This is a genomic window from Bacillus sp. Xin1 (assembly GCF_013314535.1).
Lineage (GTDB): Bacteria > Bacillota > Bacilli > Bacillales > Bacillaceae_G > Bacillus_A.
The window spans coordinates 1-25,598 of sequence record NZ_JABUAE010000023.1; the positions used below are offsets into that span (position 1 = coordinate 1).

26 protein-coding genes, 1 rRNA gene, 3 pseudogenes and 1 riboswitch are annotated in these 25,598 nt (G+C 36.2%); of the genes and pseudogenes, 24 read left to right on the top strand and 6 right to left on the bottom strand.

What is annotated here, in order from left to right; all coding sequences use genetic code 11:
• Positions 1–12 precede the first annotated feature (12 nt).
• Positions 13–128 (top strand): 5S ribosomal RNA (rrf, locus tag HRG09_RS18200).
• Between the two features lie 81 nt (positions 129–209).
• Here rrf and HRG09_RS18205 read toward each other — a convergent pair.
• A complete protein-coding gene (locus HRG09_RS18205) occupies positions 210–548 on the bottom strand; it encodes a hypothetical protein (RefSeq protein ID WP_174102293.1) in 339 nt (112 codons plus the stop codon).
• A gap of 838 nt (positions 549–1,386) precedes the next feature.
• Positions 1,387–1,488, top strand: a riboswitch (purine riboswitch).
• A 110-nt stretch (positions 1,489–1,598) separates the two neighbouring features.
• On the opposite strand from HRG09_RS18205, the gene purE reads away from it, so the two are divergent.
• From purE to purD, 12 genes are all read left to right on the top strand, one after another.
• Positions 1,599–2,084: a 5-(carboxyamino)imidazole ribonucleotide mutase gene (purE, locus tag HRG09_RS18210; RefSeq protein ID WP_174102294.1), complete on the top strand. Its 486-nt coding sequence runs from the start codon at positions 1,599–1,601 to the stop codon at positions 2,082–2,084.
• Positions 2,081–3,232 carry a 5-(carboxyamino)imidazole ribonucleotide synthase gene (gene purK / locus HRG09_RS18215; protein ID WP_174102295.1) on the top strand — a complete coding sequence of 384 codons (1,152 nt, stop codon included), beginning with the start codon at positions 2,081–2,083 and terminating at the stop codon, positions 3,230–3,232. Before purE ends, purK begins: the two co-directional genes overlap by 4 nt.
• Positions 3,229–4,530 (top strand): adenylosuccinate lyase, encoded by a 1,302-nt coding sequence (gene purB / locus HRG09_RS18220; protein WP_174102296.1) that lies wholly within the window; start codon positions 3,229–3,231, stop codon positions 4,528–4,530. The genes purK and purB overlap by 4 nt, the downstream gene beginning before the upstream one ends.
• A 94-nt stretch (positions 4,531–4,624) precedes the next feature.
• Positions 4,625–5,344, top strand: a complete 720-nt coding sequence (gene purC / locus HRG09_RS18225; RefSeq protein WP_174102297.1) for a phosphoribosylaminoimidazolesuccinocarboxamide synthase — start codon at positions 4,625–4,627, stop codon at positions 5,342–5,344.
• Complete coding sequence (gene purS / locus HRG09_RS18230; RefSeq protein WP_000278826.1) at positions 5,337–5,591, top strand: phosphoribosylformylglycinamidine synthase subunit PurS; 255 nt, start codon at positions 5,337–5,339, stop codon at positions 5,589–5,591. Before purC ends, purS begins: the two co-directional genes overlap by 8 nt.
• The gene (purQ, locus tag HRG09_RS18235) at positions 5,588–6,271 is read left to right on the top strand and encodes a phosphoribosylformylglycinamidine synthase subunit PurQ (RefSeq protein WP_174102298.1); all 684 of its coding nucleotides are present in this window, start codon (positions 5,588–5,590) and stop codon (positions 6,269–6,271) included. Before purS ends, purQ begins: the two co-directional genes overlap by 4 nt.
• Entirely contained in the window at positions 6,255–8,474 is a 2,220-nt protein-coding gene (gene purL, locus HRG09_RS18240; RefSeq protein WP_174102299.1) for a phosphoribosylformylglycinamidine synthase II, read from the top strand. Before purQ ends, purL begins: the two co-directional genes overlap by 17 nt.
• Positions 8,459–9,874, top strand: a complete 1,416-nt coding sequence (purF, locus tag HRG09_RS18245; RefSeq protein ID WP_174102300.1) for an amidophosphoribosyltransferase — start codon at positions 8,459–8,461, stop codon at positions 9,872–9,874. The genes purL and purF overlap by 16 nt, the downstream gene beginning before the upstream one ends.
• Before the next feature lie 99 nt (positions 9,875–9,973).
• Entirely contained in the window at positions 9,974–11,014 is a 1,041-nt protein-coding gene (gene purM, locus HRG09_RS18250) for a phosphoribosylformylglycinamidine cyclo-ligase (protein ID WP_174102301.1), read from the top strand.
• On the top strand, positions 11,011–11,598 hold the full coding sequence (purN, locus tag HRG09_RS18255; protein WP_174102302.1) for a phosphoribosylglycinamide formyltransferase: 588 nt from the start codon (positions 11,011–11,013) through the stop codon (positions 11,596–11,598). The genes purM and purN overlap by 4 nt, the downstream gene beginning before the upstream one ends.
• Before the next feature lie 24 nt (positions 11,599–11,622).
• Positions 11,623–13,158 (top strand): bifunctional phosphoribosylaminoimidazolecarboxamide formyltransferase/IMP cyclohydrolase, encoded by a 1,536-nt coding sequence (purH, locus tag HRG09_RS18260; protein WP_174102303.1) that lies wholly within the window; start codon positions 11,623–11,625, stop codon positions 13,156–13,158.
• Positions 13,159–13,323: 165 nt separating this feature from the next.
• Entirely contained in the window at positions 13,324–14,589 is a 1,266-nt protein-coding gene (gene purD, locus HRG09_RS18265) for a phosphoribosylamine--glycine ligase (RefSeq protein ID WP_174102304.1), read from the top strand.
• A 138-nt stretch (positions 14,590–14,727) separates the two neighbouring features.
• Here the strand turns inward: purD and HRG09_RS18270 are convergent, their stop codons facing one another.
• Positions 14,728–15,924, bottom strand: coding sequence for a YbfB/YjiJ family MFS transporter (locus HRG09_RS18270; RefSeq protein WP_174102305.1), 1,197 nt, complete (start codon positions 15,922–15,924; stop codon positions 14,728–14,730).
• A 121-nt stretch (positions 15,925–16,045) separates the two neighbouring features.
• Between HRG09_RS18270 and HRG09_RS18275 the strand changes: the two genes are divergently transcribed.
• The 4 genes and pseudogenes from HRG09_RS18275 (at position 16,046) to HRG09_RS18295 (ending at position 18,549) form a co-directional block, all read left to right on the top strand.
• On the top strand, positions 16,046–16,930 hold the full coding sequence (locus HRG09_RS18275; protein ID WP_174102306.1) for a LysR family transcriptional regulator: 885 nt from the start codon (positions 16,046–16,048) through the stop codon (positions 16,928–16,930).
• Positions 16,931–17,513: 583 nt separating this feature from the next.
• A complete protein-coding gene (locus HRG09_RS18280; RefSeq protein WP_174102307.1) occupies positions 17,514–17,723 on the top strand; it encodes a hypothetical protein in 210 nt (69 codons plus the stop codon).
• Between the two features lies 1 nt (position 17,724).
• Positions 17,725–18,008: pseudogene (locus tag HRG09_RS29040) on the top strand (DUF4176 domain-containing protein).
• Positions 18,009–18,168: 160 nt separating this feature from the next.
• Positions 18,169–18,549 carry a BA_1872 family lipoprotein gene (locus HRG09_RS18295; protein ID WP_174102310.1) on the top strand — a complete coding sequence of 127 codons (381 nt, stop codon included), beginning with the start codon at positions 18,169–18,171 and terminating at the stop codon, positions 18,547–18,549.
• A 197-nt stretch (positions 18,550–18,746) separates the two neighbouring features.
• On the opposite strand, the pseudogene HRG09_RS18300 reads toward HRG09_RS18295, so the two are convergent.
• Positions 18,747–19,171 (bottom strand): annotated as a pseudogene (locus HRG09_RS18300) (ABC transporter ATP-binding protein); the annotation flags it as partial.
• Between the two features lie 172 nt (positions 19,172–19,343).
• Here HRG09_RS18300 and HRG09_RS18305 point away from each other — a divergent pair.
• The 7 genes and pseudogenes from HRG09_RS18305 (at position 19,344) to HRG09_RS18330 (ending at position 23,119) form a co-directional block, all read left to right on the top strand.
• Positions 19,344–19,640, top strand: coding sequence for a WXG100 family type VII secretion target (locus HRG09_RS18305; RefSeq protein WP_174100419.1), 297 nt, complete (start codon positions 19,344–19,346; stop codon positions 19,638–19,640).
• A gap of 186 nt (positions 19,641–19,826) precedes the next feature.
• Complete coding sequence (locus HRG09_RS18310; protein ID WP_174102311.1) at positions 19,827–20,102, top strand: TIGR04197 family type VII secretion effector; 276 nt, start codon at positions 19,827–19,829, stop codon at positions 20,100–20,102.
• A gap of 41 nt (positions 20,103–20,143) precedes the next feature.
• A complete protein-coding gene (locus HRG09_RS18315; RefSeq protein ID WP_174102312.1) occupies positions 20,144–20,506 on the top strand; it encodes a DUF3958 family protein in 363 nt (120 codons plus the stop codon).
• A pseudogene (locus tag HRG09_RS29705) lies at positions 20,503–21,601 on the top strand (T7SS effector LXG polymorphic toxin); the annotation flags it as partial. The gene HRG09_RS18315 and the pseudogene HRG09_RS29705, both read left to right, overlap by 4 nt.
• Positions 21,602–21,816: 215 nt before the next feature.
• Positions 21,817–22,209: a hypothetical protein gene (locus HRG09_RS29710; RefSeq protein WP_254610123.1), complete on the top strand. Its 393-nt coding sequence runs from the start codon at positions 21,817–21,819 to the stop codon at positions 22,207–22,209.
• 19 nt (positions 22,210–22,228) lie between these two features.
• Entirely contained in the window at positions 22,229–22,558 is a 330-nt protein-coding gene (locus HRG09_RS18325; RefSeq protein ID WP_174102313.1) for a hypothetical protein, read from the top strand.
• Between the two features lie 90 nt (positions 22,559–22,648).
• On the top strand, positions 22,649–23,119 hold the full coding sequence (locus tag HRG09_RS18330) for an SMI1/KNR4 family protein (RefSeq protein WP_174102314.1): 471 nt from the start codon (positions 22,649–22,651) through the stop codon (positions 23,117–23,119).
• A 155-nt stretch (positions 23,120–23,274) separates the two neighbouring features.
• Here HRG09_RS18330 and HRG09_RS18335 read toward each other — a convergent pair whose 3' ends face one another.
• From HRG09_RS18335 to HRG09_RS18345, 3 genes are all read right to left on the bottom strand, one after another.
• Positions 23,275–23,847 carry a tyrosine-type recombinase/integrase gene (locus HRG09_RS18335; RefSeq protein ID WP_174102315.1) on the bottom strand — a complete coding sequence of 191 codons (573 nt, stop codon included), beginning with the start codon at positions 23,845–23,847 and terminating at the stop codon, positions 23,275–23,277.
• A 449-nt stretch (positions 23,848–24,296) separates the two neighbouring features.
• Positions 24,297–24,461 (bottom strand): type II toxin-antitoxin system antitoxin, encoded by a 165-nt coding sequence (locus tag HRG09_RS18340; protein WP_003194620.1) that lies wholly within the window; start codon positions 24,459–24,461, stop codon positions 24,297–24,299.
• Between the two features lie 14 nt (positions 24,462–24,475).
• A complete protein-coding gene (locus HRG09_RS18345) occupies positions 24,476–25,321 on the bottom strand; it encodes an SPFH domain-containing protein (protein ID WP_174102316.1) in 846 nt (281 codons plus the stop codon).
• Positions 25,322–25,598 lie beyond the last annotated feature (277 nt).

Sequence of the window (25,598 nt, forward strand, 5' to 3'; positions counted from 1 at the left end):
TACCTTCAATAGTTTGGTGATGATGGCAGAGAGGTCACACCCGTTCCCATACCGAACACGGAAGTTAAGCTCTCTAGCGCCAATGGTAGTTGGGACCTTGTCCCTGTGAGAGTAGGACGTCGCCAAGCAAAAAACTTAAGTCATTTTGACTTAGGTTTTTTTGTGGTTTTATATTCAGGCATAAAGGCATCATTTAGTTCAAAAACACTTTAATCGGTAGGTTCTTCTATCTCAAAGTGAGAATGCCAGTTTTCAAAATAATCATTTTCCATTTTCTTTTTAAAAACAACTATTGGAAAACTGCGAAAAACTTCGCTTTGAACTACTTCTTGAATTAATTCTCTTGCAGATATTTCTCCATAATCCCTAATAAATACTTTTTTATCTAATGGGAACTTCCACACATCCAACTTGTCCATTTCCTCATTATTATATCCTGCGGCATCTCTTAACCAAAAAACAGCAATATCTTTACTATTGCTAATAACAACTTCATAACAGTGATCATTACCTATTGCATAGGCTTTTAATTCTTTATCCTTTTTCATTGTTATTTGTTCTCCCTAAGCTTCTTATTTTTTATTTTAAACATATAGTGCTATTCAATTTGTATGATAAAAAAAGAGCACTTTGTCCCAGATTTTTACGCTTACTACCAGAGCAGATAACAAGTCTAGGAACTGGATGCATGACAAAGTGTTCTAGCCTCGATATAAGAAAAAGTAGCTGTACCTATTTTGTTTGCCTTTCGTCGGAAGATAGAATGGGTCGTCTTACATTACATACAGACACTACCGAACTCTTATCGTTGTATCCTCTTTGTTGAACGAGAGGAACTGTTTTTGGGAGGACAGTGACAGGAGAATCTCCCACCTCAAGCTCTTGTAGAGGTAGGTGGGAGTAGTTCAATATCTTTAAGATCTCTACATACCATTGGGAATATTTTATCATTGTTTAATGTTCAATCTTCTGATACGATTGAACCGTTTAAACCACCTGAAAAGTCTAGTACTGTTAATTCATCAACTAGCTTTTCTCATAACAATTTTTTCCGTACACATTAATATAAGCACAAAGCTCATAAATAAAAAATATATGTTGAATCTTGATAACTGTAAATGATTCATATGCTTTAGGAAATGCTTGATTCATTTATGTAATTCTTTTTAGCTCCATTGATATAGTACCCTAATGAAACCTTGTAGTTACAGGGAAATCCTGGTATATCTATATTTTGAATTATTATCTTAATTTCCTTTCTGATTTGTATATATTTTCACTTCCTCTTTTGAATATAACTAAAACACGAACGTTATCAATAACTAATAAAAAAACATTCGATTATTTGTTGACATTGTTCATGGAATATTGTTAATATAGCCATAGAAACAATATTATATCGCACCTCATATAATCGCGGGGATATGGCCTGCAAGTCTCTACCTAACGACCGTTATTCGTTAGACTATGAGGGAAAGTCACTCGGTATTTTTCTATTCACAAAGGATACGTATGCCTGAGTAGAGCGCTTTCTCTCATAGTAAAAGAGAAAATGTTCTATTTCAGGCTTTTTTTATTTGAATCGGGGGGATTCTAATATGAAATCACTAGTTGGAGTCATAATGGGAAGCACGTCAGACTGGGAAACAATGAAATATGCTTGTGACATTTTAGATGAATTAAATATTCCGTATGAGAAGAAAGTTGTATCCGCTCATCGGACTCCAGATTATATGTTTGAATATGCAGAAACAGCTCGTGAACGTGGATTAAAAGTTATTATTGCTGGAGCTGGAGGAGCTGCTCATTTACCAGGAATGGTTGCAGCGAAGACCAATATTCCTGTAATCGGTGTTCCTGTTCAATCAAAAGCGTTAAATGGTTTGGATTCGTTACTGTCTATCGTTCAAATGCCAGGAGGAGTTCCAGTTGCAACTGTTGCGATTGGTAAGGCTGGTTCAACAAACGCAGGACTACTTGCAGCACAAATACTTGGCTCATTTCATGATGATATACATGATGCACTAGAACTGAGACGAGAAGCAATTGAGAAAAATGTGCGTGAAGGTAGTGAACTAATATGACAAGAATCATTTTACCAGGAAAAACAATTGGAATTATTGGCGGTGGCCAGCTTGGAAGAATGATGGCGCTAGCAGCGAAGGAAATGGGTTATAAAATTGCTGTACTAGATCCGACAAAACATTCACCATGTGCACAAGTTGCTGATATTGAAATTGTTGCATCTTATGATGATTTGAAAGCGATTCAGCATTTAGCAGAAATAAGCGATGTTGTCACATATGAATTCGAAAATATTGATTATAGATGTTTACAATGGCTTGAAAAACATGCGTATTTACCACAAGGCAGTCAGCTACTATACAAAACACAAAATCGCTTTACAGAAAAGAATGCAATTGTAAAAGCGGGTTTACCGGTAGCGCCATATCGACTTGTCCAAAAGCAAGATGATCTTCTTGAAGCGATTCAAGAACTGTCCTTCCCTTGTGTGTTAAAAACAACAACAGGAGGATATGACGGTAAAGGACAAGTGGTTTTAAGAAGTGAATCAGATGTTGAGAGAGCAAGTGAACTTGCTAGTCAAACTGAATGTATTTTAGAAAAATGGGTGCCATTTGAAAAAGAAATATCAGTGATTGTAACTCGTAGCGTAAGTGGTGAAACGAAGGTATTTCCAGTAGCTGAAAATATTCACGTGAATAACATCTTACATGAATCTATTGTACCAGCTCGCATCACAGAAGCACTTTCACAAAAGGGAATTGAATACGCACAGGTACTTGCGGATGAACTTCAGCTTGTGGGAACACTAGCGGTAGAGATGTTCGCTACTGCAGATGGTGAGATTTATATTAATGAATTAGCACCAAGACCTCACAATTCAGGACATTATACAATCGATGCATGTGAAACAAGTCAATTTGGGCAACATATTCGAGCAATCTGTAATTTACCTCTAGGAGAAACAAATTTGTTAAAACCAGTTGTCATGGTAAACATTTTAGGCGAACATATAGAAGGGGTCCTAAGCCAAGTGAATAGATTTACCGGGTGCTATTTACATTTGTATGGAAAAGAAGAAGCAAAAGCGCAGCGTAAAATGGGGCATGTAAATATTTTAAATGAAAATATTGAAGTTGCTTTAGAAAAAGCGCATAGTTTGCATATTTGGGACCATCAAGAACAACTTTTGGAGGGAAAAAGATGATTAGTCGTTATACACGCCCTGAGATGGGTGCGATTTGGACGGAAGAGAACAAATTTAAAGCATGGTTAGAAGTTGAGATTTTAGCTTGTGAAGCATGGGCTGAACTTGGCGATATTCCAAAAGAAGATGTGAAAAAACTTCGCGAGAATGCAGCATTTGATATTGATCGTATTTATGAGATTGAAAAAGAAACACGTCATGATGTAGTTGCTTTCACTCGTGCAGTATCAGAAACACCAGCATTAGGCGAAGAGCGTAAATGGGTACACTACGGCTTAACATCAACAGACGTGGTTGATACAGCGTTATCTTACATCTTAAAACAAGCAAATGAAATTTTATTAAAAGACTTAGAAAACTTCATTGAGATTTTAGCGAACAAAGCAAAAGAGCATAAATACACAGTTATGATGGGAAGAACACACGGTGTGCATGCGGAACCAACAACATTTGGTTTAAAACTTGGTCTTTGGTATGAAGAAATGAAACGTAACTTAGAGCGTTTCAAGCAAGCAGCTAACACAGTTCGCGTGGGTAAATTATCTGGTGCAGTTGGTACATACGCGAACATTGATCCATTCGTAGAGAAGTATGTTTGTGAAAACTTAGGTTTGGAAGCAGCACCAATTTCAACACAAACATTGCAACGTGATCGTCATGCGCATTACATGTCAACACTTGCACTAATTGCAACATCTATTGAAAAGATTGCGGTTGAAATTCGTGGCCTGCAAAAGAGTGAAACACGTGAAGTAGAAGAGGCTTTCGCCAAAGGACAAAAAGGATCGTCTGCAATGCCGCATAAACGTAATCCAATCGGATCTGAAAATATGACTGGTATGGCTCGCTTAATTCGTGGTTACATGTTAACTGCTTATGAAAATGTTCCATTATGGCACGAGCGTGATATTTCTCACTCTTCTGCAGAACGCGTGATTTTACCAGATGCAACTATCGCATTAAACTACATGTTAAATCGCTTTGGTAATATCGTGAAAAACTTAACGGTATTCCCAGAGAATATGAAGCGCAACATGCAAAGAACATACGGTTTAATTTACTCTCAACGCGTAATGCTTACGCTAATTGACAAAGGTATGGTACGTGAAGAAGCTTATGATATCGTACAGCCTAAAGCGATGGAAGCTTGGGAGACACAAGTGCAATTTAAAGAGCTTGTAGAAGCAGATGAGCGTATTACAAGCAAATTAACACAAGAAGAAATCAACGAATGCTTCAACTATGAGCATCATATGCAACATGTTGATACAATTTTTGAACGTCTTGGACTGAACTAATCTGAAAATTTTATATGGCACGGAATAGAGTCATTCTGTGCCATTCTTTATAAAAATACTATTCACATTTTTCAAACTACAGGGGGCTTGCGAAATGCAAAAGCTAGAATTGCTGTATGAGGGTAAGGCAAAAAGGATTTATCGTACAGAAGCAGCAGATATGGTTTGGGTAGAGTACAAAGATAGTGCTACTGCTTTCAATGCGGAGAAAAAAGCGACAATTACAGGAAAAGGTCGTCTGAACAATGAGATTACAACTCTTTTATTCAGAAAGTTACAAGAAGTAGGAATTAAAACACACTTTGTTGAGAAGCTGTCAGACATAGAACAACTTGTGAAAAAGGTAAGTATTATTCCATTAGAAGTTGTCACAAGAAACGTAATTGCGGGAAGTCTTTCAAAACGATTAGGAATGAAAGAAGGAACTGCACTTGCAGCACCAATCGTAGAGTTTTACTACAAAGATGATGATTTAGGAGACCCACTTGTAACAGAAGACCATATTCGTGTGTTAAACGTTGCAACGCCAGAACAAGTAAGTACATTAAGAGAAAAAGCTCTACAAATCAATCAAGTATTGATTGAGCACTTCGCAAGCTGTCGTGTAAGATTAGTAGATTTTAAATTAGAGTTTGGATTAACAGAAGAAGGCGAAATCATATTAGCAGATGAGATTTCACCAGATACTTGTCGTTTATGGGATGAAGAGAGTAATGAGAAATTGGATAAAGATGTATTCCGCCGTGATCTTGGTAATTTAACAGAGGCATATGAAGAAATTTTAAAACGTTTAGGGGGAGCTTCACATGTATAAAGTTAAGGTATATGTAACATTAAGAGAGAGCGTATTAGATCCACAAGGAACAGCAGTGAAAGGTGCTCTTCACAGTCTTTCTTTCACAGAAGTACAAGATGTTCGTATCGGTAAATATATGGAATTAACAATTGACAAATCAGTAACTGACCTGGATAGCAAGGTAAAAGAAATGTGTGAAAAACTATTAGCAAACGTAGTAATGGAAGACTTCCGTTATGAAGTTGAGGAGGTTGTCGCACAGTGAAATTTGCCGTAATCGTTTTTCCAGGTTCAAACTGTGATGTTGATATGTTTCATGCAATTAAAGATGAGCTTGGCGAAGAAGTAGACTACGTTTGGCATGATGCAGAGAATTTAGATGAGTATGATGCGATTCTTTTACCAGGAGGATTCTCTTACGGTGATTACCTTCGCTGCGGTGCCATTTCTCGCTTCGCAAATGCAATGAAGGCAGTACAAAAAGCTGCTGAGCAAGGAAAGCCAATTCTAGGTGTATGTAATGGATTCCAGATTTTAGTTGAATCAGGATTGTTACCAGGTGCATTAATGCGAAATAAAAACTTAAAGTTTATGTGCCGTACTGTTCAGTTACGTGTTGAAAATAACGAAACGATGTTTACATCGCAATATGAAAAAGGTGCAGTAATTAACATTCCAATCGCACATGGTGAGGGAAATTACTATTGTGATGAAGCAACGCTTAAAGAACTAGAAGAAAAGAACCAAATTGCATTCCGTTACGTAGAAAATCCAAACGGAAGCGTTTCAGATATTGCAGGTATTGTAAATGAAAAAGGTAATGTACTTGGCATGATGCCACATCCAGAGCGTGCTGTTGATGAACTTCTTGGCGGCGCTGAAGGTTTAAAAGTCTTTCAATCTATTTTGAAACATTGGAGGGAAACATATGTCGTTAATGCTTGAACCAAATCCAACACAAATTAAAGAAGAACGTATATATGCGGAAATGGGGCTAACAGACGAAGAGTTTGCCATGGTTGAAAAGATTTTAGGACGTTTGCCGAACTACACAGAAACAGGACTATTCTCTGTTATGTGGTCAGAGCATTGTAGTTATAAAAACTCAAAACCGGTTCTTCGTAAGTTCCCAACAACAGGAGATCGCGTATTGCAAGGACCTGGCGAAGGTGCAGGGATTGTAGATATCGGTGATAATCAAGCGGTTGTATTTAAAATGGAAAGTCATAACCACCCTTCGGCAATTGAGCCATATCAAGGTGCGGCAACGGGTGTTGGTGGTATTATTCGCGACGTATTCTCGATGGGAGCGCGTCCAGTAGCATTATTAAACTCACTTCGCTTCGGTGAACTACAATCACCACGCGTAAAATATCTATTTGAAGAAGTAGTTGCAGGGATTGCAGGATACGGTAACTGTATTGGGATTCCAACTGTGGGCGGAGAAGTACAATTTGATCCATGTTATGAAGGAAACCCACTTGTAAACGCAATGTGCGTTGGCTTAATTAATCATGAAGATATTAAAAAAGGGCAAGCACACGGTGCTGGTAACACGGTTATGTACGTAGGTGCTTCAACAGGACGCGATGGTATTCACGGTGCAACTTTCGCATCAGAAGAATTATCTGAGAGTTCAGAAGCGAAACGACCAGCAGTACAAGTAGGCGATCCATTTATGGAGAAACTTCTTATCGAAGCATGTCTAGAGCTAATCCAATCTGATGCTCTTGTTGGAATTCAAGATATGGGAGCGGCAGGTTTAACATCATCTTCTGCGGAAATGGCAAGTAAAGCAGGAATGGGTATTGAAATGTATTTAGATGATGTACCACAACGTGAAACAGGTATGACACCATATGAAATGATGTTATCTGAATCACAGGAACGTATGTTGATTGTGGTGAAAAAAGGCAGAGAGCAAGAAATTGTAGACTTATTTGAGAAGTACGGTTTAGCGGCTGTTACGATGGGGAAAGTAACGGAAGATAAAATGCTTCGCTTATTCCATAAAGGTGAAATGGTAGCAGAAGTACCTGCGGATGCATTAGCAGAAGAAGCACCGGTTTATCATAAACCTTCAAAAGAGGCAGCATATTTTAAAGAGTTCCAAGAAATGAAAATGGAAACACCAAAAGTAGATAACTATAAAGAGACATTACTAGCTTTATTACAACAACCAACGATTGCAAGTAAAGAGTGGGTATATGATCAGTACGATTATCAAGTACGCACAAGCACAGTTGTTACACCAGGGTCAGATGCGGCAGTTGTACGTGTACGTGGCACAGAGAAAGCATTAGCAATGACAACAGACTGTAACTCTCGCTACATTTACTTAGATCCTGAAATGGGCGGTAAAATTGCAGTAGCAGAAGCTGCACGTAATATCGTATGTTCAGGCGGAGAGCCACTTGCAATTACAGATTGCTTGAACTTTGGTAATCCAGAGAAACCAGAAATTTTCTGGCAAATTGAGAAATCAGTAGATGGTATGAGTGAAGCTTGTCGTACATTACAAACTCCAGTTATCGGCGGAAACGTATCAATGTACAACGAACGTAGCGGTGAAGCTGTTTATCCAACACCGACTGTTGGTATGGTAGGTCTTGTTCATGACTTAAAACATGTAACAACACAAGAGTTTAAGGAAGCTGGAGATCTAGTTTATGTAATTGGTGAAACGAAAGCTGAGTTTGGTGGAAGTGAATTACAGAAGATGGTATACGGTAAAATCTTTGGTCAATCACCAAGCATCGACCTAGAAGTAGAATTAAAGCGCCAAAAACAATTACTAGAAGCAATTCAAGCTGGACTTGTTCAATCTGCACATGACGTTGCAGAAGGCGGATTGGCAGTTGCAATTTCTGAAAGTGCAATCGGTGCGAAAGGCTTAGGTGCTACTGTGAAATTAGCTGGGGAAGCAACAGCAGCATTATTCGCAGAATCACAATCACGCTTTGTCGTAACAGTAAAACGTGAACAACAAGAAGCATTCGAAAAAGCAGTAGAAGCAATTCAAGTTGGGGAAGTTACAAGTACAAATGAAGTAACAATTCATAATGAAGAAAACGAAGTATTACTTGTAGCAAATGTTGATGAAATGAGAAAGGCTTGGAAAGGGGCAATCCCATGCTTGCTGAAATAAAGGGGTTAAATGAAGAATGTGGCGTTTTCGGAATTTGGGGGCATGAAAATGCAGCACAGGTTACGTACTACGGCTTGCACAGTTTACAGCACCGTGGGCAAGAAGGCGCAGGCATTGTTGTAAATAATGGGGAGAAAATTGTTGGTCATAAGGGGTTAGGTTTAGTATCAGAAGTGTTTTCAAGAGGTGAGCTAGAAGGCTTAAATGGAAGATCAGCAATTGGACATGTACGCTATGCAACAGCAGGCGGAAGTGAAGTAGCGAACGTTCAACCACTACTATTCCGTTTCTCTGATCATAGTATGGCATTAGCTCACAACGGAAATTTAATTAATGCAAAAATGCTTCGTCGCGAATTAGAGGCAGAAGGAAGTATTTTTCAAACGAGTTCAGATACAGAGGTACTACTTCATTTAATTAAGCGTAATACAAAAGGTTCACTCATTGAGAGCGTAAAAGATGCGTTGAACAAAGTAAAAGGCGCATTTGCGTATCTTTTACTAACAGGTAATGAAATGATCGTTGCGTTAGATCCGAACGGTTTCCGTCCACTTTCAATCGGAAAAATGGGAGATGCGTACGTTGTAGCATCTGAAACATGTGCTTTTGATGTAGTTGGTGCGACATACATTCGTGATGTTGAACCTGGGGAACTACTTATCATTAATGATGAGGGCATTCAAGTAGATCGTTTTACAAATGATGTGGAACACGCAATTTGTAGTATGGAATACATTTACTTTGCACGTCCAGATTCCAATATTGCTGGTATCAATGTTCATGCAGCGCGTAAAAACATGGGGAAAGCTTTAGCAAAGGAAGCTCCTATTGAAGCAGATGTTGTAACAGGTGTACCAGATTCTAGTATTTCGGCAGCGATCGGTTATGCAGAAGCAACTGGCATTCCATATGAATTAGGATTAATTAAAAATCGTTACGTTGGTCGTACCTTTATCCAACCTTCTCAAGAATTGCGTGAGCAAGGGGTAAAAATGAAGCTTTCAGCGGTACGAGGAGTAGTTGAAGGGAAACGCGTTGTAATGATCGATGATTCGATTGTACGAGGAACAACAAGTAAACGTATTGTTCGAATGCTTCGCGAGGCAGGGGCGACAGAAGTGCATGTGAGAATTGCTTCTCCACCACTTAAATATCCTTGTTTCTATGGCATTGATATTCAAACAAGAAAAGAATTAATCGCAGCAAACCACTCTATAGAAGAAATACGTCAAATCATTGGCGCAGATTCTTTAACATTTTTAAGTGAAGATGGTTTAGTAGATGCAATTGGACGCCCATATGAAGGGAAATATGGCGGCTTATGTATGGCGTACTTTAATGGGGATTATCCAACAGCTCTTTATGATTACGAGCAAGAGCTTTTAGAAAGTATGAAATAAAAAAAGTGAGGAGCTTCTACTTTATTTGAAGTAGAAGCTAGCTCTTTTCTAAAGCGCCCGCTTTGGTGGGAGAAATTAAAAGACGAGGTGTAAAAAACGATGGCGAATGCATATAAGCAAGCAGGAGTAGATATTGAAGCTGGATATGAAGCGGTATCTCGCATGAAAAAACACGTACAAACAACAATGAGAAAAGAAGTACTAGGAGGTCTTGGCGGTTTTGGAGGGATGTTTGATCTATCAAAATTTGCATTAGAAGAACCTGTATTAGTATCTGGAACAGACGGTGTAGGTACAAAATTGATGCTCGCTTTCATGATGGATAAACATGACACAATTGGTATTGATGCAGTAGCAATGTGTGTAAATGATATTGTTGTCCAAGGGGCAGAACCGCTTTTCTTCCTTGACTATATTGCTTGCGGTAAAGCAGAACCTAGTAAAATTGAAAACATCGTCAAAGGTATATCAGAAGGTTGTCGCCAAGCTGGCTGTGCGCTAATTGGTGGAGAAACAGCTGAGATGCCAGGTATGTATTCCACTGAAGAGTACGACTTAGCAGGCTTTACGGTTGGTATTGTTGATAAAAAGAAAATTGTAACGGGTCAGTCTATTGAAGAAGGTCATGTGTTAATTGGTTTAGCATCTAGCGGTATTCATAGTAATGGTTATTCTTTAGTGCGCAAAGTGTTATTAGAAGACGGACAGCTATCTTTAGATCGTATACATGGTCGTTTAGAACTACCTCTTGGTGAAGAACTATTAAAGCCAACGAAAATTTATGTCAAACCTATTTTAGAACTATTGAAGAAATATGAAGTGTATGGCATGGCTCATATTACAGGTGGCGGTTTTATTGAAAATATTCCACGTATGTTGCCAGAAGGAATCGGTGCGGAAATTGAACTAGGTTCTTGGCAAATTCAACCGATTTTTAGCTTGCTTCAAGAGGTTGGAAAACTAGAAGAAAAAGAGATGTTCAATATTTTTAACATGGGTATTGGTATGGTAGTGGCAGTAAAAGAAGAAGATGCAAAAGATGTTGTTAAGCTTCTTGCAGAGCAAGGAGAAAAAGCACACATCATTGGGCGCACTGTAAAAGGATCAGGTGTCGCTTTTCATGGAGGCACAGAACTATGAGTAGATTGGCAGTTTTTGCCTCAGGAAGCGGCTCTAACTTCCAAGCGCTAATGAATGCAGTGGAAGAAAAAAGCTTACAAGCTGATATTAGTTTACTAGTATGTGATCAACCTGAGGCACGTGTTATCGAACGAGCGCATTATCATCATGTTCCATGCTTTGCTTTTTCAGCGAAAGAATATCAATCAAAAGAAGCGTTTGAAAATGAGATACTAAAAAAACTGCGAGAATACGAGATCGATTGTGTTATTTTAGCGGGATATATGCGTCTTATCGGGCCAACATTATTAGAAGCATATGGCGGGAAAATCATTAATATTCATCCATCATTATTGCCAAGTTTTCCAGGGAAAGATGCTGTCGGTCAAGCGTTAGAGGCAGGAGTGAAAGTAACAGGAGTGACAATTCACTACGTAGATGCAGGGATGGATACAGGACCGATTATTGCACAAGAAGCAGTAAATGTTTCTGACGTGGATACGAGAGAGAGTTTACAAAAGAAAATTCAGCAAGTTGAACATAGATTGTACGTAGATACGGTGAACGAAATCGTTCAATATATGAAAGAGAAGACTGTTAAATAACATTCAACTAGGGGTGAAGGATAAATGAAAAAGCGTGCATTAGTAAGTGTTTCAGATAAAACAGGTGTTGTAGAGTTTGTTAAAGGGCTACTTGAACAAGGGATTGAAGTTATTTCAACAGGTGGAACGAAAAAATTATTGGAAGAAAATAGCTTGCAAGTAATTGGGATTTCTGAGGTAACAGGATTCCCGGAAATTATGGATGGTCGTGTGAAAACATTACATCCAAACATTCATGGTGGTTTACTTGCAGTACGTGATAATGAAACGCATGTAGCGCAGATGAATGAATTAGGCATTCAGCCAATCGACTTTGTTGTTGTAAACTTATACCCATTTAAAGAAACAGTTGCTAAACCTGATGTGACATTTGCTGATGCAATTGAAAATATTGATATCGGTGGTCCAACAATGATTCGTTCAGCTGCGAAAAATCATAAATTTGTATCAGTGATCGTTGATCCAACAGATTATGATGTTGTACTAGCTGAGCTAAAAGAAAACGGTGAAGTTACAGACGAAACAAAACGAAAATTAGCAGCAAAAGTATTCCGCCATACAGCGGCATATGATGCATTAATCTCAAACTATTTAACTGAACAAATGGGAGAAGAAAGCCCAGAAACATTAACAGTAACATTCGAGAAAAAACAAGATTTACGTTACGGTGAAAATCCGCATCAAAAAGCAACATTCTATAAAGCGCCATTTGCAGCAACTTCTTCTGTTGCATATGCAGAACAATTACATGGAAAAGAATTATCTTATAACAATATCAATGATGCAGACGCAGCACTTAGCATTGTAAAAGAATTTACAGAGCCAGCAGTGGTAGCTGTAAAACATATGAACCCATGTGGAGTTGGTGTTGGTACTGATATTCATGAAGCATACACACGTGCTTACGAAGCGGATCCTGTATCAATTTTTGGAGGCATTATTGCAGCCAATCGTGAAATTGATAAAGCTACGGCTGAAAAGTTACATGAAATCTTCTTAGAAATTATTATCGCACCTTCTTTCTCACAAGAAGCTTTAGAAGTGTTGCAAAGTAAGAAAAATTTACGTCTGTTAACTGTAAATATTGAAAAAGCAGCAAATGCAAGTAAAAAATTAACTTCTGTACAAGGTGGCCTTTTAGTTCAGGAAGAAGATACACTAGCACTAGATGAAGATGCAATTACAGTTCCAACAAAACGTGAACCAACGGAGCAAGAATGGGCCGATTTAAAACTAGCTTGGAAAGTTGTTAAACACGTAAAATCAAATGCGATTGTTTTAGCAAAAGATAACATGACAATCGGTGTTGGCGCTGGGCAAATGAACCGCGTTGGCTCGGCGAAAATTGCCATCACGCAAGCTGCTGACAAAGCGCAAGGTAGTGCCTTAGCATCTGATGCATTTTTCCCAATGCCAGACACAGTAGAAGAGGCTGCTAGAGCAGGGATTACAGCCATCATTCAACCTGGTGGATCTATCCGCGATGAAGATTCTATTAAAAAAGCTGATGAATATGGAATTACTATGGTGTTCACGGGCGTACGTCATTTCAAACATTAATAGAAATATACAAGTATATGAAATTTTATCGGCGCAAATTCAAATATATCGACCGTTTCTCATGATATATCGGCGTTTCGACATGGGATATCGACTTATCTACAAAATACGACACGGAAAATAGGCTTGCTCCTGTTTTCCGTTTTAAAAAGTGGAGGATAATATATGAATGTTTTAGTAATCGGTCGCGGTGGGCGCGAGCATGCTTTAGCTTGGAAGTTTGCACAGTCTGAGCAAGTGGAGAAGGTGTACGTAGCACCAGGCAATGAAGGCATGAGAGATGTGGCAATGCCAGTTGATATTGATGAAAATGATTTTGATGCACTTGTTCTGTTTGCGAAAGAGAACAATATCGGTTTAACATTCGTTGGTCCTGAAATTCCTCTTATGAATGGAATTGTTGATCGTTTTGAAGCAGAGGGGCTTCGCGTTTTTGGACCGAATAAAGCAGCCGCTGTAATTGAAGGAAGTAAAGCTTTTACAAAAGAGCTTATGAAAAAATACGATATTCCAACAGCAGCATATGAAACGTTCACAAACTATGAGGAAGCAGTAGCATACATTCAAAAAATTGGTGCGCCAATTGTTATTAAAGCGGACGGTTTAGCAGCTGGAAAAGGTGTAACAGTGGCAATGACGTTAGAAGAGGCATTGCAAGCTGTGAAAGAAATGCTGCAAGATGTAAAATTCGGTGAAGCGAGTAAAAAGGTTGTTATTGAAGAGTTTTTAGATGGACAGGAATTCTCTTTAATGGCATTCGTAAATGGAACAACTGTTTATCCAATGGTCATTGCACAAGATCATAAACGTGCTTTTGACGGTGATAAAGGACCAAATACAGGAGGAATGGGAGCATATTCTCCAGTACCACAAATTCCAGAATCAGCAGTTAGCGAAGCAATTGAGACAATTTTACATCCAACTGCCAAGGCAATGATTCAAGAAGGACGTTCATTTACAGGTATTTTATACGCGGGGCTTATTTTAACTAACGAAGGGCCGAAAGTAATTGAATTCAACGCTCGTTTTGGTGATCCAGAAACGGAGGTTGTATTACCTCGTTTAGAAAGTGATTTAGTCGACGTATGTAATTACGTATTAGATGGAAAAGAGCTAACACTTAAGTGGTCAGAGGAAGCAGTTATCGGTGTCGTACTTGCTTCAAAAGGATACCCAGCAGCATATGAAAAAGGTGCTGTGATTTCTGGATTAGATACATTAGAAGATGTAATTGTCTTTCATGCAGGCACAGCTATGAAACATGGAGATTTTGTAACAAACGGTGGTCGTGTGCTATTTGTTGCTTGTAAAGCAAAAGACTTACAAGAAGCAAAGGATAAAGTATATAAAGAGATAGAAAAAATCGAGAGTGATGGTTTATTTTATCGAAATGATATAGGGTATCGTGCAATTGCAAAGGTAGATTTTTAGAAGCTAACATGTTTTATGTTAGCTTCTTTTTATGAAGAAAATTATGAGTATATGAATGATACATAAGATATTTTTCGAGATAGGAAAGTTTGCATACTATGTGGAATAGCTTTAAGATTCATGCTTTCAAAAAGATACTTATCCATTGATATCTACATAGGATCGCTTTCTCTCGACTTGTTTACATCGTAATTCTCCAATCAACAATAGAAAAATAGAAATTACTAATGTAAGCGCAGCGCCAACGAGTGGAAAAGAGAAGCTCTGTGTCTGTTTCGCGATAATCCCTGTGAAAATCGGTCCAATAATTTGTCCAATACCATAAATTCCAGTTGTATAACCGATAACTTTATTACTTTCATTTGGTTTGCTTCTTTTTGCTTCTGTCGTTGTTAAAATAGTGATACCTACGAATGTAGCTCCGAGAAGAAAAGCACTTAAAAATGCTCCGATTACGTTAGGAATAAGGAGTGGAGAAAGAACACTTATAATTTGTAGACAGTAGGCGGAGATAAGAGCGCGTGTTGTTCCATACTTTTGAGCAATGCTTGACCAAATATAGCTAGATGGAATAACAGCGATACCAACAATAATCCAGCTGCACGACGCATAAAAGGATGAGAGGGTAATTCTTTCTACAATAGTGACAAGAAAAGTTCCGGTAATGATGTAGCCAAATCCTTCAAATCCATAAGCTAAAATGAGCCAAAATAAATAGTTTTTTCTATGAGTCGTATTTATTGTAGTAACTTTTGATTTTTGCACAGTATGTCTAGTATCTTCTTTTAACCATTTCCATACAAAAATAGCTAAACTAAAGCTAATAAGACCGAGTCCAATCCAAGATCCCTTCCAATACCAAAGCGAGTTGAACAGAGGGGCGAATAATCCAGCGAAAATAATTCCAATTCCAACACCACTATAAATCATCCCGCTTAGTATAATCTTATTCCGATGAAATAAATAATCTAGAACAATACTAGAGGCAAGAACAAACACGATAGCACTCGTAAAACCTCCAATAAACCGAAGAGAAAACCAAAAGAAAATTTGAGAGGTAAAGCCCATACAAAGGGTCGAAAGGACGTTGAAAAATAAACAATGATGTAACACTTTTTCACGATTTTTTAACGTAATAAATCCAATAAAGAAGGCACCAAGCAGATAGCCGAGATAGTTACTGGATGCTAAATATCCAGCGAGGTCTTCTTCTACATGAGCCTGCCTTTCCATAAAAGAGATAATTGGCGTGTAAGCGAAACGACTAATGCCCATTACAGCTATTAAGGCAAAGATACCGGATAGAATCATTTTCCATGTCTTTGTTTCTTGCACGTAATCTCCCTTCTTGACGCAGCTTTTAATACATATGATAGGGGAATATACATAGTGCGTAAAATACTGTTTTTTAATATGTAATATCAAAAATAATGATACGAATGAAAGGACGAGAAAAATGAACTTACAAGATTTTTTAGCTTTTTATATGGTAGCGCAGGAAAAAAGTATTTCAAAAGCAGCAGTTCGTCTTAATTTTGTCCAATCGAATATTACAGCTAAAATAAAAAGATTAGAAGCGGAGTATGAGACACAGTTATTTTACCGGCATCGCAATGGGGTCACACTAACGCCAGCAGGAGAAACATTATTGAAATATGCTGAAAAAATGATTCAATTATTGAATGAGTCAAAAAGAGAGATTAAATATACGAAATTGCCAGGGGGAATGTTGAAAATCGGAGCAATGGAAACGGCAGCAGCAGTTAGATTGCCAAACATTCTTTCTAATTATCATACAAAATATCCAGAGGTTGAGATTGGGATTCAAACGAACAGCACGGAAAAATTAACAAAAAAAATACTTTTACATGAATTAGAAGGAGCATTTGTAGCCAATATCACTGACGATCCAGCATTAGAAAAGATAGAAGTATTTCAGGAGGAAATGATGTTACTGTCAAAGAGAAAGTTTTTATTGGATCATAAATATATGGAAGAGCAGTCATTTATCGTTTTTCAATCTGGCTGTTTTTATAGAAAGGTATTGGAGGAATGGTTATTGTCGGAAGGGATTGTTCCGAGGAAGGTAATGGAGGTAAACTCCTTAGATGGTATTATCGGATGTGTGAAAGCTGGTCTTGGAGTATCCATGCTCCCGCGGGAAGTAGCAGAGCAATTTGATTCTCATAGGGAGCTCGTCCGTACACCGTTATTAAATGAAAATAGATTTATTCCAACGTACTTTATTTATCGGAAAGATAGTGTGAAAACCGCGGCATTATGTAAGTTTATTACATTGCTTTATAGCATAGAAGAAAAAAGGAATTGTAAATATTCCTAAAACATATTAAATGATTACCTAATATGAAAAGTAATTGGGATTAAATTGCTCCTCATTCTTTTATTTATAAAGTTTGGATAACTTCCTTAGCTGAAGTAGAAAATTAGATAAAATACGTTATCTCGCACTAACGCGGGCAGTAATACTCCCACCTCAAAATTCGGTGGAAGCAAAGAAGTGAGGTGAGAGCTAATAATTAGTGGGCGATGAAGCCCCCACTGATTAAGGTTTCACTTTATTGGAAAAAGTCGAACTTTTGATAACACTAATTATACGAACGAAAGTCCCTTCAAATCTTCTAAAGAGACTTTTCTAAGTTTCTAGATATATTGAATTCCGATAATGATATTTTATGTTAGTTGCATTTAACAAATGATTAATTGTATGATATGTAATCTATTTAATTTTATTTTACAAAGAGTAAATTCCGGTTTTTTACATGGTATAATTTTGAACTAGAGAGAAAGAGGTATATAAAGGCTGGAAACAGCGGATTCAAATTCCATTTACCATTTGGTCCTGATGTAGGTTTATGGGGATTTGGTTTAGAAGTTGCTGTTAAGGAGTAAAGGAGATAATTAGTATGAATAAAAAAGTGAAAAATTTTAAATATCTTATGATTATATTAGCGTGTATTGCAATTTTCGGTACAATTTTACCTAATGCATTAGATCCGAATGAAACACTAGCTGGTAAAATTTCAATTGTAGTTTTTGGTACAATTGGTACTTGTTTATTATTTTCTATTACTTATTTTATTGTAAAAAAAGCTATTTTAAGAAAGGGAAAATAAGGTGGGACAAAATTTAGAGTTAGAATTACTTCCAATAGGTTCTGTTGTAATGCTTAAAGATTGGGAACATCCATTAATGGTTTATGGAAGAAAACAGATCGATTCTGAAACAAAAAAACATGGGATTATGTATGTTATTATTTTCTTCATGGTAATATTTCTTCAGAGTATAATTTCTTTTTGAATCATGAAGATATTTCTAGTGTTTTACATCTTGGTTTTATTAATGAAAGAGAATTAGAATTTCAAAAATTATTTAAAAAGGAAGTTGAAGAAAAACAGTGATTCTTTTAAGCTGTTGGTGTTTTTGAAATAGTTAAAGAGTGGATCTTTATATATTTTTATAAGCTTTAATTTTGATGAATATGTTGGTTTATCAAAAAATGATAAAATAGTTACCGCAATGGTAAAATTTTATCATGATAAAAAACAAAGGGGAATCTCTATGAAATTGCTACGTTCATTTCTCATTCTCACTCTTGTTGTATTGTTAAGCGCATGCAATACAGCAACAAAAGTCACAAAGGTTCAAAAAAATGGCGAAACGACTTTAAAAATTGGCTCCCTGCAAGGGTATTACAATGTGCAAACGATTAAAGCTGAAAAAGGAAATGTGGAAATTCCTTATGAGGCCGCGGTTGAAGAAGTTACGATTTTATTGCAAGTCACAAAAGACGATAAGGTCATTTATGAAGAAGAAGTCACTTCTCAAAAAGGAGGTTTGCTTTCTTTTGAAGCACCAAAATCCGGATCATATGATTTAATTGTACGCGTGAAGGGGGAAGAGGAGAAAGCGAAAGGAATTCAAATACATACGAAGCTATGAAAAAACGGCAAGCGGGTACACCCCGCTTGCCGTTCCCATTTCCAGTTGGCTCTGGCACAACACATGCTCATCAATTTAAGAAGTAAACGTTAAACTTCAAAATATATAATAAAAGTTGATTTTGGAGTTACTTTCACTTTGGGTGATGTGACCCCTAATAAAATATTCAATAAATTTTATAATCTAAATATTTAATTCTAATCATTAAAAATCCTACTTTTTCTTACTTTAATCGTTTCTAAAATATAAAGAAGAATACCTAAACCAAATATCTTTTCAGCATTAGAAATATTATTACCTAATTTAATAATAGGTACATTTAATCCAAATCTTTCACTCCATTCAAAGGCATATATCCTCTCTTACAGTTTATTAATATACGATCATCTATCGTACGAAAAGACGTTTCGAAAAAATCAAATTCAACTTCTACCTCAGAAAGTTTTATTTCTTTTTCATTCATTAAAGAACCACGTACCATTCCAAATCCCTGTATAGTATTTTCTTTAAACATACCTACACAATTATAATTTGAATCATAAATAGCCCAATCATAATTTTCAACTTCACTATGAAAATATGCAAGAATTTCTCCATCACTTGCTTCCAATCTAAAAACTTGAAAAATCGGTATCTGAAATTGAAAAAGAAGAGAAGGAAAAAAAACAAGAGTAGCCTCTTTAACTATTTTTATTTCTTTATTTTAGTAAAATAAAGTCTTTAAAAGATTCTTACAATAATTTATAATAATTTAGTAAAATTAACCAATTCATATTTTTAAAGGGGAGATTAAAATGGCTGGACAAATTCGTATGAGCCCTGAAGAACTAAAATCAAAGGCTGCATTATATGGACAAAGTTCTCAACAAATTGATGATATTCTTCGTAAATTACAAGGATTGCAAAATGAATTACGCGGTGAGTGGGAAGGTCGTGCTTTCGAAGGTTTTGATCGACAATTTAACGAATTAAGACCAAAAGTAGAAAACTTCTCACAATTACTACATGAGATTAATGTTCAACTTTCCAAAACTGCAGAAGCTGTTGCTTCTCATGATGAAGAATTATCACGTAATTTCGGTTTGAAATAAAAAACGTTTTACTCTACATAACAAGAATTTCAAATGAGCCATACAACTTATATTGTATGGCTCATTTGATTGCGTACCCAGCTAGGTTGGGCACACGTTTAAAAAGAGCGATATTGATAGGGAAATCTCATATATTTATTGGGATTTCTTTGGCATGTTCTGAAAATCAGAGAAAGGATTTGAGCGATGGGACAATTTCAAAGTAATTTTCAAACGGCACAACAAATTGCTACGCAGATGAGAAATGCTTCGGATACAATCGAAAGTGCGACAAATCGTTCTATAAAGAAGGCGACGCGTACTACACTATCTGTTAACTCCAAAGCACAAGAAGCGAACCAACAAGCTTTAGATTTAACGAAACAATTTTGTTCCGCCCTTCAACAAGCGGTGGATAATATTCATTTAGTAGCCCAAGGGTTTGAGAGAATGGATAACGAACTTCACAACACTTTTCGCTAATGTGACAACCTACGTAAAGGTAAAACGGTAGGAGGAATATGATGAGTCAAGATATTGAAAACCAAATTAATCAATTAAACCAAAAGTTACGAAGTGTATTCGAAGAACAAGACCGAAATCAATCTGCGATTCACACTCAGGAGCAAGCGGAAGCAGATTTTCACGAATGGAAAAGTCGGAGTAATCGTTTATTTAACCGTATTCTAGAAACTTGGCATGGCGATAGAGAATTATCTCATTTTTTTATGAATATGCGTCAAGAAGCAGGACACATTGAGCGAAAACTTACATTCGAATTGGAAAACCAAAAAGAAAAGTTGCTTAAAGAAAGACGAGACCTTAGTGATTTAGAAAACGACCTTTCCTATCAGCAACAACAACTAGCAAGGGAGGTCAATGCATGAGTTTAAATATGTATTTGGGAGAAGTACGAAACCAAACTCAAAGCATGAATGCTGTATGTACCGCTACCATTCAAGGTATGGAACAAGCCATTCATTCGATTGACGCTTTTGCAATTGATACTGTTTTACAAGGGCAAACTTATGACAGTGCAAAAGCATTTTTTGTACAAACCTTTCGCCCTTTAGCACAAGGGATCATTTACTTATGTGAAGAATTAATCGTTCAGAATGATGCCTTTCCAAGTCAATTTGAATCAAAGGTAGCTTCCACAGATGTAGTCGAACAAGAAATATTAGAACAAATTCGAGAAATTGACCGGATGAAGGCAAGTATGGAAGCCATCACTCAAACTATGCCAATTCCAGGTATGGATGCTATGGCGAATCTTTTCACTGCGATGAGAAAAAAACTGCAAGAAAAGTTAGATCACCTGTATGAGTTTAATCAAACATCTAGTGATAATTATAGTACAGCAATTCAATTAGCTGCTAGTATCGCTACAGGTCTTGCAGAAGTCCAAAGTGGGAAAGGTTTTAGTCCTGCAAGTGGTACATTCAGTACGAAGGACTTAAATATGGAGTGGACAACTTCTATTCAAGCGATTGGAGAAGAGAGGGCACGTCAGGCTGAAAACCATCTAAAGAGTAGTTCAATTGAAGACGGGGCAATGTGTGGTAAGTTACCTGAAAAATCTACTTTCCGAAAAGTTGTAGATGGCACTATAGAAGGTGCAGGAGAAGCAATTGGAGACACCATAGAAGGATTTAAAGCGCTTGGTAAACGGGAAACGTGGGAAAACATGGGGAATGCTGCGTTGCATCCTATTGATACCCTTAGTACTATGTATAATGTAGTGTCAGATTCATTTATTAATGATGTAATAAATGGAGATGCTGAAAGCCGTGCGAAATGGGGAAGTTATGCTTTAACACAAGTTGCATTAGGTGTTATTGGAGATAAAGGACTAAGTAAAGCAAGTAAATTGGGTAAGGTGGCAACTAAAAAAGCAAAAGAGAAAATTCCAGAAGTTATTTCTCATACTATTGGTAATTTACAAATGGGGGATCGCTTTGCTTTTGCAGGTATGGGTTCTATGAGAATTGAAATACCTACAATTAAAGATTACTTTGTGAAAACTACGGTTAAGGAAAATACTAGATCAATCGATGGTTTTACTACAAGTAATGATGTTGATAAAATTGTTAGTGAAGTAAATATTGAAAAAGCGGAAAATATTATAGCTCAAAGGGTTAAAGGATTAGATTTAGTAGAACATCCTATTCCGTATAAACAATTAACTGCAAAAAAAATGAAAAATTTGAAATTAAAAATTGAGAATAGAACCATTACAAAAGAGGAATATGAATCTTATATTTGGAATAAAAAATTTAGTGTTAGAAGACGTAAAGGGGTAGATGAATTCTGGAATCAAGAACAAGAAAGAATATTGAATGGAGAAACTCCTTCAAGGAATTGGACTGAGGAACAAATACAAGATATTTTAAATAACAAAAAAGCAAAATTTAATGGAGAGACTTTACAAGGACATCATACATATAGTGCTGCAAAATATCCTCATTTGGCAGATAAAGGAGAGGTTATATTTCCTTTAACACATAGAGAACATTTTTATGGATGGCATGGGAGAAATTATAAAACAAGTTTACCAGGAAAGCCTATTAACGACATAGTAGACTTTTAAATATTAGGAGGTTTTGATAATGGTTTCAATTAAATTAGTAGTGGAAAGTGATGAAAATACTAATAAGTATATTCCTATATTAAGGAAAGTTACTTCTAAACCAATTAGTGAAATAAAAAAGAGTATTGAAACAAAAGAGCCATTGATGATAAAAGAAAGTTATGATATTGATGGTTTGATTTCTTTAGAAAGTACAGCAGAAAAGTTAATGTCAATGGGAGCAATGTTAACAATTTATCAACATAATAGAATAGTATCATTAGAAATGATAAAAAATTTAATTGAAAGAAATAAAGAAATCGAAAAAGATATAGAAGAATTGGATGACTTAATGTTTGGTGATGAATAGAAAATTACTTTCATATTAGCATATTTCATAAAGGTGGATGGGGTAAAGGGTGATTGGTCTTATAGCTCCTAAAGGTAGGTAAAGAATAAAATGAAGATTAAAAATGGTAGTGAACTTCAACCACCAGATGATGAATTAATTCAATCATTTGAGGATTATTGTGAAATAAAATTACCAGCTGCTTTTATAGATTTTTTGAAAAAGTATAATGGCTCTATTCCTATTACTAATGTTTTTTCACATAAAAAAAATGAACTTCTAATTGAACGTTTCCTATGTTTGTTGGATACCCCAGAAGATGGTGATGAAAATGGTTGGTATAATATAGAGGTTGTATTATCTGATATTGATACTCGTTTAACGGATGATGAAGATTTAACAGGAGTAAATGTTATTCCGTTTGCTGCTTTATTCGCAGGTGATTTTCTTTGTTTAGATTTTAGAGAAAAAGAAATACCATCTGTTGTAGTATGGTATCATGAAGAATCAGAAGAGTTGAATCCGGTAACTAGTGAAGTTGTAGATAATTTTAGTGATTTTTTAGGTATGTTAAAAGAATAATATAAGAAAAGTAATTAAATTTTTATTTATAAGTTCGAATTGGTATTAAAGCTTTTCGGTTTTTAGTATTTTAATTAGAAAAAGAAGACTAGTATTTAATTGTTAGTCTTCTTTTGTTTGTTTTTTAATAGACTGATATTTTATTTTAAAAGGAATTAAATAAGGAATGTATCAAGGACATTATCTTTCTCTTCTTTATTGATTCCAATGTATTTAAGTGTAATTTGTGGTGTGCTGTGATTGAGTATGTCTTGCAACATAGCGACATCTTTTGTTTGTTTATAGAACCAATAGCCAAAAGTTTTACGCATAGTGTGGGTTCCAATGGATTCTATACCGGCAAAATCTCCGGCTTTTTGCAATTGTCGATAAGCCTGGATCTTACTAATGGGTTGATCTCCTTTTCGGGAAGGGAATAACCAGGTATTTTCTAGGGTTTGGGCATACGAATAGACTTCATCAAAAATAGAAGTAAGATTAATCATGCGTTCTTTCTTCGTTTTCCCTTCTTTGATTTTGAATTCTTTTCTTTTTTTTCGTTTTAACTTTAATATAGTTTGTGTTTCGATTTGGAGTAGATCGCTGACACGTAATCCTGTATTGATTCCAATTAGAAATAGAATATAATCTCGTTCTGAACAGTGGCGTTTTAGGGCCCATTTCATATTTTCGATTTGTTCTTTGCCTCGAATGGGTTGGACATCAATGAGATGTGGTTTCTTGTTCATGGATTTTGACCTCTTTGTTTATAGTGTTTTGAATGTATACTTTTGTTATGTATGTTGAGGATATCAAGAGATTTGGTATGAAGTCAATGATTAAGGGGATTTGAATGTAAACTAATATGCAAAAGTTTACATTAGAAAAAGGAGAATAATCTCGAATTATTAGATCAATTTTTGATAATTATATAAGTGGAAAGTTTTTCAATCTGTTTCTCGTATCATTTCTGTATTCGTTATTCGTTATAAAACCCGTGTTTCATAATCGATGTTATATGGATATTACAAAGTTTATCCCGTAAAAGCCCGATTGGTGAGGGTTAATAATCAGTGGGGATGAAGAAAGTCCCTGCTGATTAAAGTTTCACGTTATTAGTGATTTCATTTTCAATAATTAGAAAAAGCAACTAAATCTAGTTGCTTTTTTGTGGAGAAGAGAACGACTTAACATAAATTTAAGACTCTTTCTCTTTTTTTAGTTTCCCTTTTTGTTTCGCCATTTCTCGAAGTAAATACTCGATGTGAGCGTTAACACTGCGGAATTCATCATTCGCCCATTTTTCAATGACTGCGTGTAATTCAGGGTCGATACGTAATGGAAAACTTTTCTTTTTCGCCATATTACCTACAACCTTTAATATAGACTTCCTGTATTAATCACTGGCTGTGCGCCTTTATCTGAAACGATGGCAACCAATAAGTTGTTAACCATGTTCGCTTTACGCTCGTCATCTAAATCAAGTATGCCTTCTTCATCTAATTTTTGAATAGAATCTTTGGCCATTTGAACAGCGCCTTCAACAATCTCTTTTCGTGCAGCTAACACGGCTTTTGCTTGTTGACGTTGAAGCATTGCATGAGCAATTTCTGTCGCATAAGCTAAATGTGTTAAGCGTGTTTCTAGTACTTCGACACCAGCAATTTCTAATCGTGCTTCTAATTCACGTTTTAATTCCTCAGAGATTTCTTCAGCATTTCCGCGTAGTGTGATACAAGTGTCATCTTGAAAATTATCATACGGATATTTCGTTGCAACGTGACGAATTGCTGTCTCACTTTGAATCTCTACAAATTCATCATAATGTTCGACACCGAAAATTGCTTTTGCTGAATCAACAACTTTATAAACAACAACAGCCGCAATTTCAATCGGATTTCCATCGACATCATTCACCTTTAATTTTTTACTATTAAAGTTTTCTACGCGAAGGGAAACAGTTTGACGAAGTGATAAAGGAACCGTTAAATATAAACCATTTTCACGAATTGTCCCTAAATAATTACCGAAAAATGTAATAACTTTCGCTTGGTTTGGTTGAACAATTCCAATACCAGTAGCAAGAATTGCAGCTAAAATAATACAAAGTGCGGCTACTATAAATATTTCTTGTACGAGGAAAAATACACCAATACCAGCTAAGAGTAAAATTCCGATAATGCCTAGAAAGCCATTTACATAAAATACTTGTTTTTCTTTCATATGAATCGCCTCCTTCTGATATAAAAATGATATCACTTTTATATCATGAAATGCAAGGGGGAAAAACCTAATTTTCTGAAAAAAAAAAGCTGGTAAAGCCTAAAAATAAGTAAATTTAGAGCAAGAGCAAGAATTATTCAAACGTAAGGGAAATAAAGGATAAAAAATACGCTCTTTTTTATGAAAATATTTTGGGGAAAATAAAATGAATAGGGAACGTTAGTTCTGTTTCGTGGTAAAATAAAGAAGACTTAGCCGCCCACTGCAGCAGCTAAGT

Excerpts from the sequence above, each read along its gene's own strand:
- HRG09_RS18280 (WP_174102307.1), top strand. The coding sequence starts at position 17,514 with ATGAATAAAAAAGTGAAAAATTTTAAATATCTTATGATTATATTAGCG.
- purS (WP_000278826.1), top strand. The coding sequence starts at position 5,337 with ATGTATAAAGTTAAGGTATATGTAACATTAAGAGAGAGCGTATTAGAT.
- purD (WP_174102304.1), top strand. The coding sequence starts at position 13,324 with ATGAATGTTTTAGTAATCGGTCGCGGTGGGCGCGAGCATGCTTTAGCT.
- purL (WP_174102299.1), top strand. The coding sequence starts at position 6,255 with ATGTCGTTAATGCTTGAACCAAATCCAACACAAATTAAAGAAGAACGT.
- HRG09_RS18335 (WP_174102315.1), bottom strand. The coding sequence starts at position 23,847 with ATGAACAAGAAACCACATCTCATTGATGTCCAACCCATTCGAGGCAAA.
- HRG09_RS29710 (WP_254610123.1), top strand. The coding sequence starts at position 21,817 with ATGAAAAATTTGAAATTAAAAATTGAGAATAGAACCATTACAAAAGAG.
- HRG09_RS18345 (WP_174102316.1), bottom strand. The coding sequence starts at position 25,321 with ATGAAAGAAAAACAAGTATTTTATGTAAATGGCTTTCTAGGCATTATC.
- purK (WP_174102295.1), top strand. The coding sequence starts at position 2,081 with ATGACAAGAATCATTTTACCAGGAAAAACAATTGGAATTATTGGCGGT.
- purE (WP_174102294.1), top strand. The coding sequence starts at position 1,599 with ATGAAATCACTAGTTGGAGTCATAATGGGAAGCACGTCAGACTGGGAA.
- HRG09_RS18315 (WP_174102312.1), top strand. The coding sequence starts at position 20,144 with ATGAGTCAAGATATTGAAAACCAAATTAATCAATTAAACCAAAAGTTA.
- purC (WP_174102297.1), top strand. The coding sequence starts at position 4,625 with ATGCAAAAGCTAGAATTGCTGTATGAGGGTAAGGCAAAAAGGATTTAT.
- HRG09_RS18340 (WP_003194620.1), bottom strand. The coding sequence starts at position 24,461 with ATGGCGAAAAAGAAAAGTTTTCCATTACGTATCGACCCTGAATTACAC.
- HRG09_RS18295 (WP_174102310.1), top strand. The coding sequence starts at position 18,169 with ATGAAATTGCTACGTTCATTTCTCATTCTCACTCTTGTTGTATTGTTA.
- HRG09_RS18205 (WP_174102293.1), bottom strand. The coding sequence starts at position 548 with ATGAAAAAGGATAAAGAATTAAAAGCCTATGCAATAGGTAATGATCAC.
- HRG09_RS18325 (WP_174102313.1), top strand. The coding sequence starts at position 22,229 with ATGGTTTCAATTAAATTAGTAGTGGAAAGTGATGAAAATACTAATAAG.
- HRG09_RS18330 (WP_174102314.1), top strand. The coding sequence starts at position 22,649 with ATGAAGATTAAAAATGGTAGTGAACTTCAACCACCAGATGATGAATTA.
- purF (WP_174102300.1), top strand. The coding sequence starts at position 8,459 with ATGCTTGCTGAAATAAAGGGGTTAAATGAAGAATGTGGCGTTTTCGGA.
- HRG09_RS18305 (WP_174100419.1), top strand. The coding sequence starts at position 19,344 with ATGGCTGGACAAATTCGTATGAGCCCTGAAGAACTAAAATCAAAGGCT.
- HRG09_RS18310 (WP_174102311.1), top strand. The coding sequence starts at position 19,827 with ATGGGACAATTTCAAAGTAATTTTCAAACGGCACAACAAATTGCTACG.
- purM (WP_174102301.1), top strand. The coding sequence starts at position 9,974 with ATGGCGAATGCATATAAGCAAGCAGGAGTAGATATTGAAGCTGGATAT.
- purH (WP_174102303.1), top strand. The coding sequence starts at position 11,623 with ATGAAAAAGCGTGCATTAGTAAGTGTTTCAGATAAAACAGGTGTTGTA.
- purN (WP_174102302.1), top strand. The coding sequence starts at position 11,011 with ATGAGTAGATTGGCAGTTTTTGCCTCAGGAAGCGGCTCTAACTTCCAA.
- HRG09_RS18275 (WP_174102306.1), top strand. The coding sequence starts at position 16,046 with ATGAACTTACAAGATTTTTTAGCTTTTTATATGGTAGCGCAGGAAAAA.
- purB (WP_174102296.1), top strand. The coding sequence starts at position 3,229 with ATGATTAGTCGTTATACACGCCCTGAGATGGGTGCGATTTGGACGGAA.